Below are 18,466 nucleotides of genomic sequence, written 5' to 3' on the forward strand. Positions count from 1 at the left end.
CGGCCAGAACCTTCGACGCACTCTGCCAGGCTCTCGGCGATATCTGCCACCTGTTCGAGCCAGCTGAATGCAGAAACTTCTTCAAGGCTGCCGGATATGAGGCTAATTAATCGCGACACGCTTTAGCCCAACTAAAAGACTAGCGGCGCCGCGCTGCCGCGCGTCTGCGGAGCCAACTGCGGGCGATCACCATCGCTAGGACGGCAAGCACGGCCGCGATATAGAGTATCTCGGTCGTGCCGTCGCCCCCGTCAGGAGCCACGCCGAATATTCGCTCGATAAAATTCATCTCTGTCTTCTCCTTGGCATGAAGGCTCACTCAGCTATATGTGTTTCCTCGCGGGCACCTAGGCGTCCCCGGTCCCGAGCAGCTCGAAGCCAGCGCTCTTGAGCGCGGCGTTGAGCGCAGTGACCTCGTCCTTGACGAGCCCATTCAGTTTTTTGATCTCGCTGTCGACCTTCGACATGATCTCATCGGAAACATGACGGGCCTGCACGGTTGGCGCAGCATCGCCGATTTCGACTACGGTGACGAGGTCGATCAGCTTATCATGCCAGCCAGCAGGATTACGGTCGTCGCTGTCGCGCGGCGTCTCCCGCTTGATGTCGACCAGCGTTCCCTCGATCGCCTCGAGCCGCCCGAACAGTGCCTGCGTGCGCTCCCCGAGCGATTTGTCACTGCCGCCGAGCCGCTTCTGGAGATCCGCGAGTTGACGCTTTAGGAGCCGGATCCGATTGACCGCCTGATTGAGCGATGAGACCTTGCCGAACAGCTCTTCTAAGAGCGCGAACTGCTCGACGAAGTCCTTGTCAGTCGTCGCTATGCGGGGATCCTTAACGACGGTGAGACCGGCCGTCTGACTCTTTCCGTCCGCCTGCAGCACAACCTTATAGCTGCCGGGTACCACCGCCGGGCCGCTCGGATCCTCGTCCTCCACCGCGAGAGGCTCGTACTTCCGAGTTATCAGCGATTTGTCGAGCTTGGACGGTCCGCGATGCCTGAGGTCCCAAACGAAACGGTTGAGGCCGGCCTTCGTGCCTGGCTTCTTATCGAAGGACGCTTCTTGGTCGTCGCTCGAGAAATCGACGATGGTCTTGCCCGTGGCGTCCTGGAAAGTGAGCTTGACCGGACCCTCCGCATCCTCAAGCAGCCAATAATAGACGATCGCTCCGATCGGCGGGTTTTCGCCGCAGTCGAGATAGTGGCGATGGCTGCGTCCACCCTCCAGCTCCACGTCCTCTGTGCCGGCACCGATGCCGAAAGACGGACTGTAGCTCATGCCGGCATTGGAGCCTTTCCGGGCTCCGTACCGGAGCCTGGTCCGGACTGTGGGGCGCGGGCTCATCAGCCTCGCAGCTTTCTGATCGACGGCCAGCTCGCGCAAAGGCGTAATGTCGTCGAGGATCCAGAAGGATCGGCCATGGGTGCCGGCGACCAGATCGCTTCCCTTAATCTTGAGATCGTAGACCGGGACCACGGGCAAGCCCCCGGCCAGACGCGACCAGTGCGCGCCGTCGTCGAGACTGAAGAAGACTCCGGTTTCCGTGCCGACGAAGAGCAGGCCCGACCGCACCGGGTCGGCGCGCACCACACGGGTGATCTCGCCCTTGGGGAAGTCGCCGACGATCGACCGCCAACTCTGGCCGCCGTCCCTGGTGCGGAAGAGATAGGGTTGATAGTCGGCGAGCTTGTAGCGCGTGGCCGCTACATAGACGGTGTTAGCGTCATGCGACGATAGCTCGACGCAGCCGACATAGGCGAGTTCGGGCATGGCGTCAGGCGTGACGTTCCTCCACTCGATCCCGTCGTTCCGCGTCACATGGACGAGGCCATCATCGGTAGACGCCCAGATCTCCCCCTTGCGATGCCGGGATTCGACGACCGATGCGCACGTCGCATGCACCTCCGCGCCGGAGTTGTCGTGGGTCAAGACGCCGCCCGAGTAATCCTGTCTAGCCGGATCGTTAAGGCTGAGATCGGGCGAGATCGCCGTCCAGCTCGATCCTTCGTCGCGGCTGCGGAAGACGTGATTGCCTCCGGTATACAGCGTCTTCGGATCATGCGGCGAGAAGGTGATCGGAAAGGTCCAGGCGAAGCGGTACCGCATGTTCTTCGGCGCCATGCCACTCGTTTTTTCTGGCCAGACACTGACGACGCGAATCTGCCGGGTACGGTGGTCGTAGCGTTGCAGAGCTCCACAGCCGCCTGGGCTCGAGCCGGTCGCGCCGCAATAGACGATGTCGGGGTCCTCAGGATCGACAGCGATGAAGCCGCTCTCGCCGGTCCCCGGATAGGCGCAGTCGCCCAGGGTGATGACGCCCGTTTCCGCGGCGCTCGGGACTGAGATCGCGGTGTTGTCCTGCTGGGTAGCGTAGACCCGATAGGGGTGCCGATCGTCAACATCGATGCGATAGAACTGTGCCGTCATCTGATTGTAGATCGACGACCAGGTCCTGCCACCGTTGAAGGTGATGCAGGCGCCGCCGTCGTTGCCTTGGATTATCCGCTTGGGATTGGCTGGGTCGATCCAGAGAGCGTGGTTGTCGCTGTAAGGCGTCGTCAAGTTGGTGAAGTTCGCCCCGCCATCGGTCGACTTCCACATTTGCAAGTTGTTCACATAGACCGTATCGGCATGTCCGGTGTCGGCGAAGACGTGGGTGTAGTACCAAGGGCGATGGATCAGATCGCGGTTTTGCGAGACATGGATCCAGCGGTCTCCGTAGTCGTCAGTGCGGTAGAGCCCGATCTTGTCGCCCTCCGCCTCGATGAGCGCGTAGACGCGCCCGCGCTGCGCCTGCGAGACGGAGACCCCAAGCTTGCCGAGCACCCCGCCCGGTAGGCCATTGCGACCGGACAGTTCCTCCCAGGTGTCGCCGCCGTCAAGCGACCGGAAGAGTCCGCTCCCCGGCCCACCGCTGTTCAGGTTCCAGAAACTGCGCCGCGTCTCCCAAGTCGTGGCAAAGAGGATGCGCGGATTGCTGGGATCCATCGAAATATCGACGGCGCCGGCGTCAGGATTGCGGTAGAGGACCTTCTGCCAGGTCTTGCCGCCGTCCTTGGAGCGGAACACGCCTCTTTCCTCATTTGACCCGAACGCGTCGCCCAGCGCCGCGACAAAGACGATGTCCGGGTCGAGCGGATGTATGCAGATCTTGCCGATATGGCGGGTCTTTTTCAGCCCCAGATGAACCCAACTGCGGCCGGCATCGGTCGATCTATAGACGCCATCGCCGTAAGAGACGTCGACGCGGATCGTTGTCTCGCCCGTACCGGCATAGATGACATTCGAGTCGGAGGGGGCAACCGCGAGCGCGCCGACGCTGGCACTCGTGAAGAAACCGTCGGACACGCAACGCCAATAAACGCCGCCGTCGGTTGTCTTCCACACCCCGCCCGCACAGGCGCCAAAGTAGAACACCATTGGATCGGTAGGATCGCCTGCGACCGCCACAACGCGGCCGCCTCTGGCGGGTCCGATGCAGCGCCATTTCAGGGCTTCGAGGCTCTTCGGGTCACTGACAAGGATCTGCGTCGACATCGCACTACCTGCTCATAATGATGTTATTTGTGCTGAGACTCTGGAAACTTTCGCGAGAGCGCGCCAGACCCTGGTTAAATGCCGCTGTCAATTCACCTTGGGTCACCGAAATTGAGCGTCGGCCGCTTGCGCCAAATTCAGCTCGCATATGCCAAGTTCTAATGAACGGCTGCGATCCATTCTTCGATGGCGCTGCTGGTTCATCAAAGATACTTACGCAATTCGGGCAGCCTTCGCTTGGCCGATGGCATATGCTCGGTAATCATAGCGCGACTCCAGATGATACGTGGCGTTCTTGATAATGCGGTTGCGCTACATGCAATCCCATCGCCGCCTTGTCGAGGCTGCCGCCCCCCGCCACATCGACGAAACTTTTTCAGGCGCATGAATTCCACAACTGTATGCCTCTTGGTGGAGTCGCTTCGATGGCTGCCGCTCTCAATAAGCTGTGCGGCCGGAATGACTCATGTACCTCCACTGGAATTATGCCGCCTTCAGTTGCTTATTTTCCGCAATTTCGTCGAGAACGGTATCGGATTCCTGCGTTCTCTTTGCGTCTTTAGGGGGAACCTGCGTTTGGTTGATTGCCTGCGCGAGGTCGTGCAGAGATGGAAACGCGTAATCGGAAGATTCCGCAGCCGAGCGGCGGCCTGTCTGCGCAAACGATGGCGCCATGGAGATCGGCGAAGAACCCAACTGCAACCTCTGAGCACCCGCGCGCCATCCTTAGCGCGGGCGCGGTGTGGAAACAGTATCGGATGGGCTTCGTCATCGCTCGCGAAACGCTCGCGAGCTCTTTCGCTCGGCGACCCGGAGAGAAGCCGGATTGAGCTGATGGGCAGCAAAGGGTCATTGCTGCCCTGCAACCCAGAGATCGCTGGCAACCGCCATTCTGTTCGAGCTGCGAAAGCGAGACGGTCCGTCAAGTGCGAAAAATGCAGCGGCCAAGGTCGAATGGTTGGTCCGAAGCACTTCCGCTAACGCCGGGCGCCGCTGCATCATCCCATTCGTTCTGAGGCATAGGAGCCAGGCGAAGCGGGGAAGACCACCGTCTTATTCCCGTTGAGGAAGACACGGCGATGGATGTGCGCGTGAATGGCACGTGCGAGAACCTGGCTTTCGACGTCGCGCCCGAGCGAGACGTAGTCTGACGGGCTCTGGGCGTGGGTGACGCGAACCGTGTCCTGTTCGATGATCGGCCCCTCGTCGAGATCGGCGGTCACATAATGCGAGGTCGCGCCGATCAGCTTCACCCCGCGTTCAAAAGCCTGCTTGTAGGGGTTCGCTCCTTTGAATGACGGCAGGAAGGAGTGATGGATGTTGATGATGCGGCCGGACATCTTCTCGGACATCTCATTCGATAGCACCTGCATGTACCGGGCGAGCACGACCAGCTCCGCGCCGGTCTCCTCGAGGATGCGCATCTGCTGCGCTTCGGCTCCCCTCTTATTCTCCTTCGTAACTTTGACGTAGTGGAACGGAATGTCATGGTTCACGACCAGCTTTTGGTAGTCCAAATGGTTCGAGATCACCGCCACGATATTGACCGGCAACGCTCCGATACGCCAGCGATACAGAAGGTCATTGAGACAATGGCCGAAGCGCGAGACCATGATTATCACCCTCATCTTCTGGCTCTCGTCATGGAAGGCGAAGTCCATTGCGAACGTCTCGGCGGTGTCAGCAAAGCCGTTGCGCAGCGCGTCGAGGCCAGCGCCTTCTTCAGAGATAAAGCTCACACGCATGAAGAAGTTGCCGGTCTGCGTATCGTCGAACTGCGAGCTGTCCGTGATGTTGCAGCCGCTGCCGGCGAGGTAGCCGGCGATGGCAGCGACGATCCCGCGCTTGGACCTGCAGGTGACGGTCAGGTAGTATTTGTCCATAGGGAGCTTGCTCGTGTGTGCGGAAGAGATCCATTCGGGCCTGTCAGGGAGAGTGCCGGATTGCACGCGGCTCATAAGGTGAGGCCCTCGGGCTCGGACAGCCTATAAGCACGGCAGCAGGCGGTAACCGTGTTGGCGAGAAGACAGGCGATGGTCATGGGACCGACACCTCCCGGCACTGGCGTTATCGCTCCCGCTACCTCCGCCGCGCTTCCAAAATCCACGTCGCCCACCAGTTGTTGCTTGCCATCCCGCGCGATCCGATTGATGCCCACATCGATCACTGTAGCGCCCGGCTTGATCCAGTCGCCGGGGATCATCTCGGGGCGGCCGACGGCAGCGACAAGAATGTCGGCTCGACGGCAGAATGATGCCAGATCGCGTGTACGCGAATGAGCAATGGTTACGGTGCAGCTGTCATTGAGCAGGAGTTGCGCCATCGGTTTTCCGACGATGTTCGAGCGCCCCACGACCACGGCTTCAAGCCCAGAGAGATCGCCGAGATGGCTTCGCAGCAACATCAGGCAACCCAATGGGGTACATGGCACCATCGCATTTTGTCCCGTGCCCAGAAGCCCGACATTCGAAATGTGAAACCCGTCGACATCTTTTGCTGGATCGATCGCATTGATCACCAGATCGGCGTTCAGATGACTGGGTAGAGGGAGCTGGACAAGGACACCATGAATATCCGGATCGGAATTCAGCTGCTCGATTAGAGCAAGCAGATCGGCCTGAGATGTTTCGGTGGGCAGCTTGTGTTCAACGCTGCTCATGCCAGCTTCGATAGTCTGCCGTCCTTTGTTGCGCACATAGACTTCCGACGCCGGATCGCCGCCTACCAGAACCACTGCCAGGCCCGGCGTAATGCCGTGTTCCTCCTTGAGCCAGGCCACATCCCCAGCAACGCTCGACCGTAGCTGCGCCGCGGACTCTTTGCCGTCGATGATCTGAGCGGTCATGTTACCTTTCCTCTAGCCGCTTCGCCGCCGTTTCCAGTGCGTGCCAGAGCGATCCGGCCGACGAGCGCGCGCCCAGCACGGCGATATGAGCCTCGCTGCGGCGGATGACGAAACAGCTCATATGCTCAAGCCCGGTGCGCGTCGCGCAGCCCGGGCCAAAATCCGCGAGATCGACGTTAACGAGCTTCGACAGCAGTGCATCGATAGGCCCTGTGCCGGCTCGCGAAACGATCTCGAACGCGACCCAGCCATCGGTCTGCTCGGTCACCGAGCAGCCAGGGGCGAGTTGCTTGAGCTCGGCGGCAAAATCCAGCTCGGCGCGGCCTTCCGCCTCGATCATCCACTGATCCAGCCCGGTCCACAGCGCGGCAACCCCCTGCCCTGCAATCCAGCGGCCTGGTCCGGGAAGAGCGAGGCCGAACGGCGTGGGCTCAACGGTTCCGCGGCGCAGCGCCATGGAGGCAAGCGCCAGACCCCCGTTCTCACGGATCTCCAACGCCCCGAACGATGCGAGGCGTGGTAGTGCGGCACCGAGCGCGGTGATGGGTCTCAGGTCACTCACGAAGACGTGCTCCTTCAGGATCGACAAAATGCGCCGGCACGACGCGCAGGCGCGAGCTTTCGCCTTCGAGCGGGTTCGCAGCCACGATCACCTCGCCCAGCCGTTCATCGCCGTTCTCTAGGAAACCGAGCCCGATCATCGAGCCGACATGCGGACTGTAACAAGCCGACGTGGTCCAACCCTGATCGGTGTCGAATTTCCTCGGTGCGCCTTCCGCAAAAAGATGCGAGCCGCTGACCACATTCCCGGCAGGATCGACGGGCCGCAGCCCGACCAGGCGTCGCCTGTCGCCGGCAAGGCCCTCGCGCCGCGACATCACGGCGCCGACGGAATCCTTCTTCTGCGATACCATACTGCCAAGCCCGACCATGAGGGCCGTCGCCTGTCCGTTCAACTCAGGGCCGGCGGCGTGTCCCTTCTCGATCCGCAGGACCCCCAATGCCTCGGTGCCGTAGGGCGTCGCTCCGAGATCGGCTCCCAGTTCCATCAGCCGCTCGATCAATGCGTGGCCGTAGCGTGCGGGAACCGCAATTTCGTAGGCAAGTTCGCCCGAGAAGGAGATGCGGAAGAGCCGCGCGCGCAGGCCGTCGCAGACGGTGAGCTCCGTGCAGGCCATAAAGGGGAAAGCCTCGTTCGACAGGTCGAACCGGTCAACGATGCGGGCGAGCAGAGCGCGCGACTTCGGCCCGGCGACGGCAATCTGCGCCCAGGCATCGGTCGTGGAGATGAGCTGGACGTCGAGTTCCGGCCACAGGCATTGCCGCGCGAATTCCATGTTGCGATAGACCAGACCGGCGTTTGCGGTCGTCGTGGTGACCACACAATGATCCTCGGCCAGCCGCGCGCAGGTGCCGTCGTCATAGGCAAATCCGTCTTCGCGCAGCATAAGCCCGTAGCGGACCCGGCCGACTTTCAGTGTGGCCATCATGTTGCAGTAGAGCCGGTTGAGAAACTCGCCCGCGTCGGCACCCTGGACATCGATCTTGCCGAGCGTCGTCACATCGCACAGGCCCACTGCGCCGCGCACGGCCCTGGCCTCGCGGTCCACGCTGTGGCGCCAATGCGTTTCGCCCGGACGCGGGAAATATTGCGCGCGCATCCACTGCCCGACCTCGACGAACACCGCACCCTGCGCCTCGGCCCAGTGATGGGTGGGTGTGAGGCGGCGCGGTCGGAAATGCCGCCCTGTATCGCCGCCGCCCAGGACCGAGAGCGTCACTGGAGTGTAAGGTGGGCGGAAAATCGTTGTTCCAATTTTTGGGATCGACCTCCCGGTCAGCTCCGCCATCACGGCAAGACCGGTCACATTTGACGTTTTGCCTTGGTCCGTCGCCATGCCCAGAGTCGTGTAGCGTTTCAAATGCTCTACCGGCCGCATGTTCTCGGCATGGGCCAGCTTGATGTCCTTCACCGTCACGTCATTCTGGAAATCGACCCAGGCGCGCTTCTTGCCCGGTACATGGAAGACGGGCGCAACCGTGTAGTCTGCCTCCTCGGCGCGCGGCAAATCGGGCAACGATGCCGCGATTCCAAGTTCGTCCATCGCACGCTGTGCGGCTCGCGCGCCGGAACGCAAGGCGTCGGCGGTGGAAAAATGGCCCGCCGCCGCACCTGCCGGAATTAACCCTACAGGCCCATCCTCTCCAGGCAGGAACGCCTGCAGCGGTTCATTCCAAACAGGCCGACCGCGATGATGCGAAAAGAGATGCACATTCGGGTTCCAGCCGCCAGAGACCCCAAGCGCGCCGCACTCGATTGATTCGGACCTCCCGTTTGCCTGAACCTCGATCGACTTCAGGCCAAGCCGGCCGCGTGAGCCAGTCACCATGCCCCCCGCGATCAGTCGGTAGTCACCGCGAGCCTTCGCCTCGGGGCGCGCGTCGATGACGGCGGCGATCTGGACACCCTTGGCGGCCAGATCGCGCGCGGTGTGATGACCGTCATCGTTATTGGTAAAGACGGCGACCGTCTCGGACGGGCATGCCGCCCAGCGATTGGCGTAAGCCCGCATCGCGCCGGCCAGCATGATTCCCGGACGGTCATTGTCGGCAAAAGCGATCGGGCGCTCTGTCGCGCCCGCCGCCAGGACCGCGCGTTTCGCCGTAATACGCCAGAGTGTCTGGCGCACACGCCCGCTCACCTCCGGGAGATGATCGGAAACGCTTTCCACAGCGCCATAGATGCCGTGATCATAGACCCCGAAAACCGTGGTGCGACGCATCACGCGAATGTTCGGCAGGCTCTCAAATTCAGCCTCCAACGCTGAGATCCAGTCGCTGGCTTGCGCTCCGTCCAACGTTCTCGTCTCGGACAGAAGCCGCCCGCCCAGGCGGAAATCCTCGTCGGCCAAAATCACACGTGCGCCGGAGCGCGCCGCCGTCAGCGCCGCAGCAAGCCCGGCCGCCCCCCCGCCGATGACCAAGAGATCGCAATGCAGGAAGCCCTTGTCATAGACATCGGGATCGGCCTGCATTGAAAGGCGCCCGAGGCCTGCCGCCCTGCGGATCACCGGTTCGTAGAGCTTTTCCCAGAAGGCTTTCGGCCACATGAAGGTCTTGTAGTAGAAGCCGGCTGTGAAGAAAGGCGACAGCAGGTCGTTCACCGCCAACGCGTCAAAGCCGAGCGAGGGCCAGCGGTTCTGGCTTCGAGCCTCCAGACCGTCGAACAATTCCACCGTCGTCGCGCGCGTGTTGGGCTCCCGCCGCGCCCCCGTTCGCAGTTCGACTAAAGCGTTCGGTTCCTCCGAACCGGCCGAGAGAACCCCGCGCGGGCGGTGATACTTGAAGCTGCGGCCCATCAGACGAACGCCATTGGCCAGCAGCGCAGAGGCGAGCGTGTCGCCGGCATGGCCATGATACCGTTGCCCGTCGAAGGTGAAGTTCAGGGTCTGCGAGCGATCAATCAGCCCTCCGGCTAGCCGTGTCATTTGCTGCACCTCGTCCGCGCAAGGGCCACATTGCGGGCCAGTTCCGCACCGAGGACTTCATGGGTGACCGTGTCGCGCGTCACCACCAGCCATGACCGGTCGCCGTGCTCGTGGTACCACAGTTCGCGGTGCACGCCCGCCGGGTTGTCGCGCAGGAAGACGTAATCGCAAAAAGCCGCCTCGGCATCGGGCGCGGAGGGGGCTGGACGGTCGATGAGCCGCGCGTCGCCCAGATAGGTGAATTCCTGCGCATCGCGCAGGCCCAGAAGTGGATGGGTGATCAGCATTGAACCGCCTCAGTGGAGATTGGGCTGGGCACCGGCGCCGCGCTCGTCAACCACATGGCCGCGTGCGAACCGCTCGATACGATAGGCGCGCGCGGTCTCGTGCGATGCGCCGGTGGCAAGAAGATGGGCGAAGGCGTAACCGCTGGCAGGCGTCGCCTTGAAGCCGCCATAGCACCAGCCGCCGTTGAGATAGAGGCCCTCAATTTGCGTGCGGTCGATGATCGGCGAGCCGTCCATCGACATGTCCACCACACCCCCCCACATGCGCAGGAGCCTCGCCCGCCCGATCATGGGCATCAGCGCCATACCGCCTTCGACGACGTCCTCCACCACCGGCAGGTTTCCGCGTTGGGCATAGGAATTGTAGCCGTCAATATCGCCGCCGAAGACAAGCCCGCCCTTGTCGGACTGGCTGATGTAGAAATGGCCTGCCCCGAACGTGATCACACCGGGAATGGTGGGTTTGAGCCCCTCCGTGACGAAGGCCTGCAAGACGTGGCTTTCGATCGGAAGCCGCATTCCAGCCATTGCCATGACCCGGCTCGAGGAGCCCGCCACCGCCACCCCGACCTTGTCGGCGGCGATATAGCCACGCGATGTCTCCACGCCACGCACCTTGCCGCGATCGAGCCGGAAACCGGTCACCTCGCAATTCTGGATCAGGTCCACGCCGTGGCTGTCGGCGCCGCGGGCATAGCCCCAGGCCACGCCGTCGTGCCGCGCGGTGCCGGCACGCGCCTGCATCAGGCCGCCTTTGATCGGGAAGCGCGCGTTGTCGTAATTCAGGAACGGAACCATGGCGCGCAGTTCCTCCCGACCCAGCAGCCGTGCGCCCGCCCCCGCCAGCATCATGGCATTGCCGCGGCGGCGAAAGGCATCGCGCTGCGCATCCGTATGAAAAAGGTTGATGATGCCGCGCTGGGAAACCATTGCGTTGAAGTTGAGCTCCTGCTCCAGTCCTTCCCAGAGCTTCATCGAGAACTCATAGAAGGGCTCATTGCCGGCAAGCAGGTAGTTCGAGCGGATGATCGTCGTGTTCCGCCCGACATTCCCGGATCCGAGCCAACCTTTCTCCAGCACGGCGATACGCGATCGTCCGAAGGTCTTGGCCAGATAATACGCTGTGGCCAAGCCGTGGCCGCCTCCGCCGACAATCAAATAGTCGTAGGAAGGCTTTGGATCGGGATTGCGCCAGAGCGGCCGCCACCCGGTGTGACCCTTGAGCGCTTCAGCAAAGACGCGGAAGCCGGAAAACTTCATATCAAGGACTCCTTGGACTGCCGAGACTATGTCACGGCAAGGGCAGCGAGGTGTTTTCAAAATTGACACATGTGTGCTTTTGCCGGACATGTGCGAACGATGTGGACGATAGGATTTTCAACAGGATGATTGACGGGAATCACGGCAGCGCGCAGCGATACGGTTTCCTGCTGATCGAAGGCTATGCCCTGATGTCCGCGGCCGCCGCGGTCGAGCCGCTGCGCGCCGCCAACCTGCTTAGCGGGCGGACCCTTTACGATCTGAACTTCATCTCGGCCAAAGGCGGGTGGATGCGCAGTTCCGTCTCGGGCGCGTTCGAAACCGAACCTGTTTCAGAAGCAGGCACTGATTTCGATATTCTCTTCGTCGTCGCCGGCGGCAACCCGCTCACCTATCGGGACGACAGGATCCTGGCGTGGCTACGCCGTCTCGCCCGGTCGGGAGTGCCTTTGGGCGGAATCTCAGGCGGGGCGGCAATCCTGGCCGCGGCGGGTGTTATGTCGTCACGCCGGTTTACCATCCACTGGCAACACATCGATGCAATGCGCGAGGTCTATCCTGAGGCGCTGATCGAACGCCGCCTCTTCGTCATCGATCGCGACCGCTTTACCTGCGCCGGCGGCATGGCTCCCCTGGACATGGCCCACGCCCTGATCGCTTCAGATCACGGTGTGGAATTGGCCCGCGCGGTCAGCGATTGGTTCATCCATACCGGCATCCGGCAGGCAGAGGCGCCGCAGCAATTGGACCCGGTGCGCAGGTATGATCTGCACCATCCCGCTCTGGTCGCCATGGTACAATTGATGACGAGCCATATCGCGGACCCGCTAAAGCTGGAAGATCTGGCTCATCTGAGCGGTATCGGGGCGCGGCAATTGGAGCGGCTGACAAAAAACCAGCTTGGACAGAGCGTGATGCAGTTCTATCGGTCTCTGCGGTTGGAGAAGGCCGACGAGATTCTGCAGCAGTCCAACCTTCCGCTCGTCGAGGTGGCGCTTGCCACTGGCTTTTCCAACCGTAGTCATTTCTCACGCGCTTTCCAGGCCCACTTTGGCATAGGCCCCGCCACTCGACGAAAACGGCGCGGCCGCGAAGAGGCTCCGGATCAGTCTGACCGAAGAATCCTGGGGGAGAAACTAAGCAGCTTGGCCCAGTAGAGCGTTCCAAGCAGGCTCTTAGCCTTCGGCACACACCGGTCCCAGTGATCTCAACTTATGGAGGAAGGGTTCGGGAAGCGGCGTGCTGCGACCATTTTTGCGATCGACCAGCACGTGAGTGACTTCAGCTGTAGCCATTGGCTTACCTTCGATCCATAAACCTTGGCCCACAAGAAATGATGATCTGCCAGTCTGGAGTAACAATGATCCCACAACGATCTTGTTTGGATACTTTATCTCTGCTCGCAGGTCCATGGCGATCCGCGCTATCGGCAGTATGTAGTCGTCGGAAGCCAGCATCGTATCGAATATTGCCCTGCCAGCGGCAAAATAGGACGAGTATACACCGACGTTCACATGACCGAGAGCGTCGGTATCACAGAACCGGACATGCTCGTCAGCAAAATGCTGGAAAAGCTCAATATCTAGGAGTCGTGCGTCGTTCATCTTGTCACCAACAAAGTCAGTTGGATATGCAAGCTGCGCCCGTCATATCGAGAAGCGTCCATCGGCTGTGTCCCCACTCACCAACCCGCATTCAAACGCCAGTCACTGTACCTAGGAGGTTGTGCCGCTGAATATATCTCTAGTGATTTACCTGCCCCTCCACTGGGGCTTACGCTTTTCCATGAAGGCCCGGGGTCCTTCGAGGCTATCTTCAGAGTTCGCTATAGCTTTGTACTTTTTCAATTCACCTGGCGGGTTTCTCACCGCTGCGAACCCGTCCCTTGCAGAGAGGTGCGATGTATAGCGCATAACTTCTTTGAGACCTTCAATGGCGAGCGGGGCAGATTCGCAGATCTTCTCGGCATGGCGCATCGCCGCTGCCAGAGCCTCTCCCCGGGGAACAACCTCGTTCACAAGGCCCAATCGAGCAGCCTCAGACGCCGAGATCGGCTCGCCGGTCATCATGAGGTGCATTGCAATATTGTACGGTATCCGGCGATGCAGGTTCTGAATGCCGCCCGCCATCGGCAAAAGCCCGATCCGCGTCTCGGGGAGAAGGAAGCGCGCATGCTCGGCCGCTACGATCATATCGCACGCGAGCGTGATTTCGAAGCCTCCTCCCGCCGCGGCGCCGTTGACAGCGGCTATTACTGGCTTTGTCAGGCCCCAGAACTCCGCAATGCCACCGAACCCCCCAGGGCCGTTGCCGACCTGCGTGTCGTAATAGAGGTCAGCGGTTAGGCTTTCATCGGACTCCTTCAAGTCCCAACCGCCGCTGAAGATGCGGTCCCCGGCGCCTGTGAGGATTGCCACTCGTAGGTCTTCGTCTTCCTGAAACGCCGCGAACGCAGCATAAATTTCTCGGCTCGTACGGCGAGAGATGGCATTCGCCGGCGGGTTGTCGATCGTGACAACAAGTATCTGTCCGTGGCGCTGAGTGCTAACTAGTGCGGTCATAGCGGCAGCCTTCTGATCAGTGCTTCGTATGTAGATTCTTGATGGCGGCTCTAACCGGCAGCGCGTCTACCGCAATCACCTCAGCGTCAGTAATAATCACAGGATTCACATCGAACTCAGCAAGCTCGTCTTTCAGCGCATCAGCCATATTAGAGAATTTCGAGAATGCTCGGGCCAGTGCATGGACATCATACGGTTTCTCGCCACGACGGCCGTCGAATATTGGTCGAATCTTGAGGCGGTCGATCAGCTCTAGTGCGCGCTCCTCGCCAAAGGGCGCCAGCGCAATCTGCCGGTCGGCAAACAACTCGATCCATTTCCCTCCCGGAGAGACGGTTACCAGCGCGCCGAACTGAGGATCGACAACCATGCCAAAGCTCATCTCAACGCCGGAGGGGCTCATCCTCTGGACCATCACCTTTGGTCCCAGACGCTGCGCTAAATCCTTGTAGGCTTCAGTCACCCGAGTAACGCTGTCCAGATTCAGCGAAACGCCACCGACGTCGGACTTATGATAGATACCCGGCATCGCAGTCTTCAACACCACAGGAAAACCCGTCATGTCGACTGCGGTCAGCACTTCCTGCAGATTCTCGCACTCGTGGTTTGCCACCACCGGAATATCAAAAGCCTGCAATACCGACAGGCCAATCTTCTCACCATCGGAACCCGGCTGCGCGAGCAGGGCTTTAGCATTTTCAAGAGCTGATTGTGGGACCGAGAAGCCGACCTCCCTCGCGGCATTTTCTAGTCGCGCTTTAAAGGTGTCGACGGCCTTCACCGCCGTCATCGCGCAATCGACCCCGCTGATGAGAGGAACGTCGCAATCCAACAATCGCGTAGCTATCTTAGAGTTTGCAATCCCCGAAAAGCTGCTCATCATAAACATCGGTTTTCCGGTCAACCGCTGCGTCTCAGCCACGATCTCGGCATAGACGGTCCCAAATTGAAAGGCGTCCCCTGCCTCGGTTGCAATAGCGCCAAATGCGCTGTTGGGATCACGCATCATCAACTCTAAACAACGCGCAAAATGTGCTTTGGCGTCGGTACGGCTACCCCATGCATCCAGTGGGTTCTCCGCGATCATACCGTCGTCCAACTGGTCCTGCAGTTGGGCCAGCGTGGACTTACTAAGTTCAGCGAAAGTGGCGCCCTTGTCTTCTGCGATATCAACCATGAGTTCGCGCAGCCCGCCAGAATCCATCGCCACGCAGAGCCCACCTGAATTGGCGTCCTTGACGTGCGCGAGTAACTGGGCTGTCGCCGCCAACTCATCGAGTGTCTTGACCGAGATCACATTGTAACGGTCGAAGAGCGCTTCATAGGTCGACGCGTCGCCGACGACCGCTCCACTATGACTGATGGCCATAGCGGCGCTCTTTGCCGTCCGGCCGACCTTGAGCGCGACAATCGGTATGCGCTTGCTAGCGGCCTTTTCTAGCGCTTCCACGAAGCGTGCGGGGTCACGGACCGTCTCGATAAACAATGCAACTGCTTTGGTCGATGGCAACTCCAGCGCATAATCTAAGTAGTCCGCCAATGTGGTATTGAGTTCCTGGCCGGACGACACGGTTAAATTGTACCTAAGACGCGTTAGATCAGTGGCTAGCGCTTGAATGACAGACCCGGAATGGGCGATCAATGAAACATTTCCAGGCGCGGCCTTGGTAACAGGACAGGAGCTAAACGTTGCATGCGTGCTGTTGGTGAAGTTCTGAAACCCCATCCCGTTACCGCCGCAGATCGGCATTCTCGCTTCCGCGGCGATACGGGCCAGACGATCGCGTTGCTCCTGATTACCACAGTCCGCGAATATGACGGCAGCTCGCACGCCAAGCGTTACACATTCCGAGAGAACTTGCTCCAACAGTCTCTGATTGACCGCAACTACCGCCAGGTCTGGCGCCTCTGGCAGTTCAGATACCGCGCTGAAGCAGTCGACATTTCCGATCTTCTTATACTTGCTGTTTACGGCGTAGAGTCGCCCGCGGTACCCACGCTCAACCATGTGGTCAACTGCGCTTCTGCCTAGGCTTCCTTCAGTTGCCGAAGCGCCGATAATCACGGCGGAACGAGGTTCAAGCAATGGCTTTAGCCAGTGGTTGGAGGGCACTTCGGAATTCTCCTTGAGGGGCAATTTCTTATAGCCAACATAGCCATGCTGAGCCACACGCACATTGACATTTCATGCCACATTTTCGATAGTGCCCGCCAACAGGGGTCGTTGTCGACACCTAGGAGTACATCATGACGACCGCGGTTCTGAAGCTGCCCACTATTCCAATGCGCGTCTGCAAACCGGTCTTGGCCCATATGCGCGATCACGGCGTTGCGATCCCAGCACGTGATGCGCGTACTGGCTTTGACCTTTCGAAATTTCAAGTTGACGGTAAGCGTGTATTCCTTTGCGAGTGTATCGCTCTTATGGAGTTTGCTGCGCGAGAAATTTCCGAGCCGGCGTTTGGCCTTAACCTCGGCCGCACCTATAGTATTTATGACCTTGAGATCATCGGCTACATGATGCTGAACTCGAAGGATGTGGGAGACGCTCTACGGACATTTGTGCGGTATTTCAAACTTCGTGCCGACGGTTGTCGATTCGACCTCATTAGAGGACCCGACGGGACTGCGGAGTTGACTTATGCAGTGATCGCCCCCGGCGTCGCCGAATGCAGACAGGATGTTGAACTGGCGCTCGCCTGGGGCATGCAGATAATACGCACGCTATCAAGCCGTACCTGGCGCCCGATTCGCGTGCAGTTCAAGCATAGTCCCTTGGCCGCTATCGAGGATTACAGGGAGGTTTTTCAATCGCCAGTTCATTTCGAACAGGGCTCCAGTTCGATTGTTTTCGACAGCAGGGTGTTGGAACATCCTGTTGCCAACGCAGACCCGCGGTTGTTGGGCATTCTGCGGGACCAGGCTGAGAGCCTTATATCACGAGATGCCTACTCTGCTGATCTGGGTTCGCTGGTAGGCGCGCAGATTGACCAAGCTGTGCTACTGGGTAGGGCTCCCCGAATCGACTGGATTGCTAAGCAGCTGGGCATGACCACACGAACGCTTCAACGTCGCCTGGACGAACAGGGACTAATGCTGCGTGATTTAGTCGACGCCAAGCGGAAAGCCGTCTCGACCGATCTACTGGAGAAATCTGATTACGGTCTTGCCGACATCGCCATGATCTTGGGCTACTCGGAGGTCAGCGCATTTGTTCGAGCTTTCACACGCTGGACGGGTATGCCCCCAAAGGCATACCGAGTGCATTGGCGAGAACAGGCGGTCGCCAATGCCTGAGGTCGCACAGGTCGGCTCTCGTCGGCGTGATTAATTAACTCTTAGCGAACGCCTTTTGATGCGATGGCTCACAGCTAGCTAAGCTAGGAGGCCATGCAAACCACATCCAGTGACCGCTTAACGGTCCCTGTCTGGACGCATTGTGAGAAATGTCAGGATATCCTCACGAGCAATCATGCCGACGTTCGTACCGCCTCTCGAAACGAGAAGCGTTCCAGTTCCAGAGATACCCCTCCGTATGACCTCCGCCACTGGCGTTTGGGCGTCGATAGAACCGCCGTCACAGGCGACATTTAAGGAATCGACGGTCTCCGAGGTTGATTGCATGATGTCACCGGCAACCAACTTATCCAAGAGGGTGACATGGCTTACGAATTCTCGAACGTAAGGTGTCGCAGGTCTCAGTAGAATGTCCTGCGGCGTGCCGATCTGTTCCACCTTTCCTTTGTTCATGATCGCAATGCGATCACCTAATCGCGCGGCTTCCTCGATGTCGTGAGTTATGAATACGGTCGTTTTTGTCGCTTTTGCCGAGATCTCTATGAACTGATCCTGTAGCTGCCTTCTGATAATGGGATCCAACGCGCTGAACGGTTCGTCCATCAGCAGAATTTCCGGATCTGTTACCAAGGCGCGCGCTAGACCCACCCGCTGCTGCATCCCACCGGACAACTCGTCGGGATAAAAAGTCCCCCACTCTGGCAGTTGGACTCTTTCTAGCGCCTCTTGGGCCAGCTGACGTCGCTCAGTCTTCTTGACCCCCCGAATTTCTAGTCCCAGCGCCACGTTCTCCGTCACAGTTCGGTTTGGTAGTAGTGCAACATGCTGGAACACCATGCCTATCTTTCTCGAGCGCAACTGCAGCAAACGTGCCTCGCTCAAATCGTTAATTGACGCCCCATCGATAACGATTTCTCCGGCGGTAGGCTTGATCAGGCCATTGATATGGCGCAGCAGAGTGGACTTCCCACTTCCGGATAGGCCGATTATACAAAATATCTCACCTTGATTTATGTCGAAGCTAACGTCTTCGACGCCCACGACATATGGGGGTGCCGGGGCACCGGAAAGACGTGATCGTTTTATCTCCTCCAGCGCATCGCCTTCGCGCGCCGCGTAGATCTTCCAGACATTTTTGAACTCAATCTTCTTGACTGACAATTTCGAAATCCTGATCCAGGCGTGAAGA

The 18,466-nt window shown here is 59.8% G+C and carries 15 protein-coding genes and 1 pseudogene; 3 read left to right on the plus strand and 13 right to left on the minus strand.

Annotation, left to right across the window (positions count from 1 at the left end; all coding sequences use genetic code 11):
• Window positions 1–110 (plus strand): annotated as a pseudogene (locus tag EN845_RS36390) (IS630 family transposase); the annotation flags it as partial.
• Between the two features lie 29 nt (window positions 111–139).
• Here the strand turns inward: EN845_RS36390 and EN845_RS35640 are convergent.
• From EN845_RS35640 to EN845_RS32025, 9 genes are all read right to left on the minus strand, one after another.
• Complete coding sequence (locus EN845_RS35640; protein ID WP_164761537.1) at window positions 140–289, minus strand: hypothetical protein; 150 nt, start codon at window positions 287–289, stop codon at window positions 140–142.
• A 58-nt stretch (window positions 290–347) separates the two neighbouring features.
• The gene (locus EN845_RS31990) at window positions 348–3,539 is read right to left on the minus strand and encodes a sialidase family protein (protein WP_127310016.1); all 3,192 of its coding nucleotides are present in this window, start codon (window positions 3,537–3,539) and stop codon (window positions 348–350) included.
• A gap of 483 nt (window positions 3,540–4,022) precedes the next feature.
• Window positions 4,023–4,235: a hypothetical protein gene (locus EN845_RS31995; RefSeq protein WP_127310017.1), complete on the minus strand. Its 213-nt coding sequence runs from the start codon at window positions 4,233–4,235 to the stop codon at window positions 4,023–4,025.
• A 302-nt stretch (window positions 4,236–4,537) separates the two neighbouring features.
• Window positions 4,538–5,422 (minus strand): formyltetrahydrofolate deformylase, encoded by an 885-nt coding sequence (gene purU, locus EN845_RS32000; protein ID WP_127310018.1) that lies wholly within the window; start codon window positions 5,420–5,422, stop codon window positions 4,538–4,540.
• 71 nt (window positions 5,423–5,493) lie between these two features.
• Window positions 5,494–6,384, minus strand: coding sequence for a bifunctional methylenetetrahydrofolate dehydrogenase/methenyltetrahydrofolate cyclohydrolase FolD (folD, locus tag EN845_RS32005; RefSeq protein ID WP_127310019.1), 891 nt, complete (start codon window positions 6,382–6,384; stop codon window positions 5,494–5,496).
• A gap of 1 nt (window position 6,385) precedes the next feature.
• Window positions 6,386–6,973 carry a sarcosine oxidase subunit gamma gene (locus EN845_RS32010; protein ID WP_245463533.1) on the minus strand — a complete coding sequence of 196 codons (588 nt, stop codon included), beginning with the start codon at window positions 6,971–6,973 and terminating at the stop codon, window positions 6,386–6,388.
• Window positions 6,939–9,872, minus strand: a complete 2,934-nt coding sequence (locus EN845_RS32015) for a sarcosine oxidase subunit alpha family protein (RefSeq protein WP_127310020.1) — start codon at window positions 9,870–9,872, stop codon at window positions 6,939–6,941. The genes EN845_RS32010 and EN845_RS32015 overlap by 35 nt, the downstream gene beginning before the upstream one ends.
• Window positions 9,869–10,159, minus strand: coding sequence for a sarcosine oxidase subunit delta (locus tag EN845_RS32020; RefSeq protein ID WP_127310021.1), 291 nt, complete (start codon window positions 10,157–10,159; stop codon window positions 9,869–9,871). Before EN845_RS32020 ends, EN845_RS32015 begins: the two co-directional genes overlap by 4 nt.
• 9 nt (window positions 10,160–10,168) lie before the next feature.
• Window positions 10,169–11,419 carry a sarcosine oxidase subunit beta family protein gene (locus EN845_RS32025; protein ID WP_127310026.1) on the minus strand — a complete coding sequence of 417 codons (1,251 nt, stop codon included), beginning with the start codon at window positions 11,417–11,419 and terminating at the stop codon, window positions 10,169–10,171.
• Between the two features lie 125 nt (window positions 11,420–11,544).
• Between EN845_RS32025 and EN845_RS32030 the strand changes: the two genes are divergently transcribed.
• Window positions 11,545–12,576: a GlxA family transcriptional regulator gene (locus EN845_RS32030; protein ID WP_206523013.1), complete on the plus strand. Its 1,032-nt coding sequence runs from the start codon at window positions 11,545–11,547 to the stop codon at window positions 12,574–12,576.
• Window positions 12,577–12,594: 18 nt separating this feature from the next.
• Here the strand turns inward: EN845_RS32030 and EN845_RS32035 are convergent, their stop codons facing one another.
• From EN845_RS32035 to EN845_RS32045, 3 genes are all read right to left on the minus strand, one after another.
• Window positions 12,595–13,023, minus strand: coding sequence for a thioesterase family protein (locus EN845_RS32035; RefSeq protein ID WP_127310022.1), 429 nt, complete (start codon window positions 13,021–13,023; stop codon window positions 12,595–12,597).
• A 147-nt stretch (window positions 13,024–13,170) separates the two neighbouring features.
• Window positions 13,171–13,980 (minus strand): enoyl-CoA hydratase-related protein, encoded by an 810-nt coding sequence (locus EN845_RS32040; protein ID WP_127310023.1) that lies wholly within the window; start codon window positions 13,978–13,980, stop codon window positions 13,171–13,173.
• Between the two features lie 16 nt (window positions 13,981–13,996).
• Window positions 13,997–16,156 carry an acetate--CoA ligase family protein gene (locus EN845_RS32045; protein ID WP_127318120.1) on the minus strand — a complete coding sequence of 720 codons (2,160 nt, stop codon included), beginning with the start codon at window positions 16,154–16,156 and terminating at the stop codon, window positions 13,997–13,999.
• 71 nt (window positions 16,157–16,227) lie between these two features.
• Between EN845_RS32045 and EN845_RS32050 the strand changes: the two genes are divergently transcribed.
• Window positions 16,228–17,277 (plus strand): AraC family transcriptional regulator, encoded by a 1,050-nt coding sequence (locus tag EN845_RS32050; protein WP_127310873.1) that lies wholly within the window; start codon window positions 16,228–16,230, stop codon window positions 17,275–17,277.
• 117 nt (window positions 17,278–17,394) lie between these two features.
• Here the strand turns inward: EN845_RS32050 and EN845_RS32055 are convergent, their stop codons facing one another.
• Window positions 17,395–18,438: a betaine/proline/choline family ABC transporter ATP-binding protein gene (locus EN845_RS32055; protein ID WP_127310874.1), complete on the minus strand. Its 1,044-nt coding sequence runs from the start codon at window positions 18,436–18,438 to the stop codon at window positions 17,395–17,397.
• Between the last annotated feature and the right edge of the window lie 28 nt (window positions 18,439–18,466).

The sequence above is a fragment of the Mesorhizobium sp. M8A.F.Ca.ET.202.01.1.1 genome (assembly GCF_004791595.1).
In the GTDB taxonomy this organism is placed as follows: Bacteria; Pseudomonadota; Alphaproteobacteria; order Rhizobiales; family Rhizobiaceae; genus Mesorhizobium.

Coding starts and splice junctions, on each gene's coding strand:
- EN845_RS35640 (WP_164761537.1), bottom strand. CDS start 289: ATGAATTTTATCGAGCGAATATTCGGCGTGGCTCCTGACGGGGGCGAC.
- EN845_RS31990 (WP_127310016.1), bottom strand. CDS start 3,539: ATGTCGACGCAGATCCTTGTCAGTGACCCGAAGAGCCTCGAAGCCCTG.
- purU (WP_127310018.1), bottom strand. CDS start 5,422: ATGGACAAATACTACCTGACCGTCACCTGCAGGTCCAAGCGCGGGATC.
- folD (WP_127310019.1), bottom strand. CDS start 6,384: ATGACCGCTCAGATCATCGACGGCAAAGAGTCCGCGGCGCAGCTACGG.
- EN845_RS32015 (WP_127310020.1), bottom strand. CDS start 9,872: ATGACACGGCTAGCCGGAGGGCTGATTGATCGCTCGCAGACCCTGAAC.
- EN845_RS32020 (WP_127310021.1), bottom strand. CDS start 10,159: ATGCTGATCACCCATCCACTTCTGGGCCTGCGCGATGCGCAGGAATTC.
- EN845_RS32025 (WP_127310026.1), bottom strand. CDS start 11,419: ATGAAGTTTTCCGGCTTCCGCGTCTTTGCTGAAGCGCTCAAGGGTCAC.
- EN845_RS32030 (WP_206523013.1), top strand. CDS start 11,545: ATGATTGACGGGAATCACGGCAGCGCGCAGCGATACGGTTTCCTGCTG.
- EN845_RS32035 (WP_127310022.1), bottom strand. CDS start 13,023: ATGAACGACGCACGACTCCTAGATATTGAGCTTTTCCAGCATTTTGCT.
- EN845_RS32040 (WP_127310023.1), bottom strand. CDS start 13,980: ATGACCGCACTAGTTAGCACTCAGCGCCACGGACAGATACTTGTTGTC.
- EN845_RS32050 (WP_127310873.1), top strand. CDS start 16,228: ATGACGACCGCGGTTCTGAAGCTGCCCACTATTCCAATGCGCGTCTGC.